Below are 3,203 nucleotides of genomic sequence, written 5' to 3'. Positions count from 1 at the left end.
GATTGTTCTAATAGTAGCGATTGTGGCGAAGTTTTGGCTTAGCAAATTCTACTACAAAATTTCCAAGAAAATCGACTCTGATTTGTTGATGGCAACATCTGTGGATTCAAAAAGCGACTGCATATCCACATCCATCGTACTTATATCTGTTGTAGTGTTCAAATTGACGCACCTTAACATCGACGCATACATCGGACTTTTGGGTGGTGTTATCATCATCAAAAACGGATTTGAAATGATAACTGACACTGTGGACAAACTTTTGGGAACGGGTGCATCTAGAAAATTCGAGCGTGAAATCATTGATTTCATCACATCTTATGACGGTATTTACGGTGCACACGATTTGAGAGTTCACGATTACGGCCCAGGTCACATCTTCATAACTGTGGATGTCGAAGTGAACAGCTCCGAAGAATTCATCAAACTTCACTCGTTGGCAGACCAAATCGAGAGAGATTTGATAGAAAAAAAGGGTGTGTATTCGACGATTCACATGGATCCGTTGGCAGTAAACAATCCGAAAGTTCAAAACTTGCACGAAATTGTCGAGAAAATCATCACCGATGTTAACGATAAATGGATATTGAACGATTTTAGGATTTGTCCGAAAAAAGAAGGCGACGAGATGATTTTTGACATCAGAGTAGATATAGATGAGAAAATGGAAGACAAGGAAATAGTCGATATTGTGAAAGGCAAAATCCTATCGCAAATCACTGACTACAAGCCAATCATAGCGATTACAAGAGGATATCAAAGAAGAAACTTTTATTAAAATGAAAAACATTAAACGAATTTACGATCAAAACCCACTCAAATTCATACTTGAAGTCTACGCAGTGTATTTGGTGTGGTTTTTTGCAATGGAAAAAATACCCAACAGAAATTATCACATAGTATATTCAAAACTAGACGACTACATCCCGTTTTACAAACCTGCGATATTAATGTATTCGTCGTGGTTTTTGATGTTAGTCGTACCATTTGTATATCTATTAAAGAGAAAATCATACGACAACCTCTACAACATAATCATTCCGATGTTTGCAGCCATGTACATATCACTGGTAATTTATGTGATATATCCGACAGCCTTGGATATTAGAGTTACAGACATCACTGGAAATGATGTGTGTGCGTGGTTAATCAGACAAATTCAGAAAATTGATGCGCCAAATAACGTGTGTCCAAGCATCCACGTATCGACAACCGTGATAATCGACAATCAGTTTCGAAGAATATTGAAAAATAAAGGGAAATCGAAGATTTTATTCTTATTGTGGGATGTGGGAATTTGCATAAGCACTATGCTTGTAAAACAACACAGCATTATCGATGTAGTGTGTGGAATTATTCTAGCTCATGTTATACTTTTCGTATTCAATAGAAAACAAAACACAGCTTATCACTATTAGTGACAGGCTGTGTTTTTTGGTTTGTAGAATAATTTATTTGTTTGAAACTGGGAAAACAAATGATAATATCATTAAAATCGCAAACGCGAAAATTGATATAACATTGATTATAACATGCAATAATCTGAGATTTTTGTTGGATATTTGATTTCGTAGCGCCAAATTCAAAATAGCGAACGGAATCAAACACAACAAAACAAAACCTTGTTGACCGAATCCATCAAAAAATATCAGCCCGATTAATACAATAATTTGTGCTAAATAAGACAAAGGTATTAATAATTTCTTCATAAAATACACTCTAGTCTTTCAATATAGATTCAGTTATTTTCAAAAATCTCTTCCAAATAAGTGCGAATATCACAAAATTCACAGCGGCTTGGACTGAGTTTGGAAGAATTGTAGCAATTGCAGTCTTGTTTCCGTAAAGAATTACAGATGTGAAGTAATATCCCACGACCATCACTAATTCGCAAATAACTCCAGCAATTAGAACGGTGGATGTTTTTTGATTGTTGATTTTCTTTAAGAACAATCCCATTACAAGTGCCATCAATCCTTTGACTACGAATGTAAATGGTGCAAACGCCGCATAACCGAGCAATAAATCCGCCAAGCTTGATCCGAATGCTGCGGCAATCATTCCTATAACTGGTCCGAATGCGACAGTGGATAATAATATAATGAAGTCTCCTAGGTTAACGTAACCCATTGCAGGTGACACTGGTATCTTGATTACCATTGTGAAAAACGTTGTAAGTGCAATGAAAATCGCTGTTGTTGTGATTTTTTTAGTGTTCATTGATTCCTCCTCATGCATGTATATTATAAAACATTTGTGTGGTGGTTAATAGTAACAAAATCTGAAAAAATTATGGTAACAGATTTGATAATAAAATTTGTTTGAAAAAATATTTTTGGAAAAAAATGTAGGAAATTTGAGGTTTTACACATTATTATTCAATTAAATAATAAAAAAACAATGAACAATAAATGTTATCAGTAATTTGTCCAAATAAAACAACTTAATTTGCAAAATGCGTGGATTATTATCTTTATTTTGATGAAAACGATAGAAGTATATTTATGAAATACGAATTTCAAAATTAGTTTGACATTTACTATTTAGTTAAGTAAAATTATGTTATGAGCAAAAAAGCAAATATTTTGCCGTTTTTGCGGATAAAAAAGTAGGAGGGAAATATGAAACCATATTCCAAAAAGTTTTTAGCTGGTGTGTTATTGTTTTCATTGGTATTGCCGAGTGCAACGACATTCGCAACTAATCAAACAGACAGCACTACATATGCTAAACTTCAAGAACAAGGCGTAAAGGCAGACCAAGAAGTCAAAGTTATCGTAGAAACAAGTGACAAGGCTGCTATTGAAAGAGAACCAAACGTAAAGAGTGCGAGATTCTCAAAAGCTGTGAAGGCATCTGAAGCAGATGTTAAGAAAACTTCAGAAAACATCAAAACTAAACTTAACAAAGAAAACGTTAAAGTTGACAAAGAAGATGAATTTTCTGCAGTTATCACAGGTTTCTCAGCTAAGGTTAAAGCAAAAGACATCGACAAATTGAGAAAACAATCAGGAGTTAAAAAGGTTACAACTCAAATGAAAGCTGAAAGACCAAAAGGAGCGTCTCCAAGCTTGGCTACAGCTCCAAAAATGATTAAGGCTGATACTTTGTGGGATCAATACAAATTCTCAGGACAAGGAATGTTAATTAGTATTATAGATACTGGTGTCGATCCATCTCACAAAGACATGAAATTATCTCCT

The 3,203-nt window shown here is 34.4% G+C and carries 5 protein-coding genes; 3 read left to right on the top strand and 2 right to left on the bottom strand.

All coding sequences use genetic code 11. The annotated features are described in order from the left end of the window. Both KHW44_RS07785 and KHW44_RS07780 read left to right on the top strand, forming a co-directional pair. Positions 1 to 778 (top strand): cation diffusion facilitator family transporter (locus KHW44_RS07785; protein WP_304068053.1); only part of this gene is annotated, 778 nt, incomplete at its 5' end. Position 779: 1 nt separating this feature from the next. After that, on the top strand, positions 780 to 1,418 hold the full coding sequence (locus KHW44_RS07780) for a phosphatase PAP2 family protein (RefSeq protein WP_304068050.1): 639 nt from the start codon (positions 780 to 782) through the stop codon (positions 1,416 to 1,418). A gap of 33 nt (positions 1,419 to 1,451) precedes the next feature. Here KHW44_RS07780 and KHW44_RS07775 read toward each other — a convergent pair whose 3' ends face one another. After that, entirely contained in the window at positions 1,452 to 1,709 is a 258-nt protein-coding gene (locus tag KHW44_RS07775) for a hypothetical protein (RefSeq protein ID WP_110058186.1), read from the bottom strand. Between the two features lie 10 nt (positions 1,710 to 1,719). Then, entirely contained in the window at positions 1,720 to 2,220 is a 501-nt protein-coding gene (locus KHW44_RS07770) for an ECF transporter S component (protein WP_304068043.1), read from the bottom strand. Between the two features lie 401 nt (positions 2,221 to 2,621). Between KHW44_RS07770 and KHW44_RS07765 the strand changes: the two genes are divergently transcribed. Next, positions 2,622 to 3,203 (top strand): protease inhibitor I9 family protein (locus KHW44_RS07765; protein WP_304068041.1); only part of this gene is annotated, 582 nt, incomplete at its 3' end.

It is taken from the genome of Finegoldia magna, from assembly GCF_018371055.1.
GTDB classification, from domain to species: Bacteria; Bacillota; Clostridia; order Tissierellales; family Peptoniphilaceae; genus Finegoldia; species Finegoldia magna_I.
The sequence above is the reverse complement of the archived record's forward strand: the minus strand, read 5'-3'. Positions and strand labels throughout refer to the sequence as shown.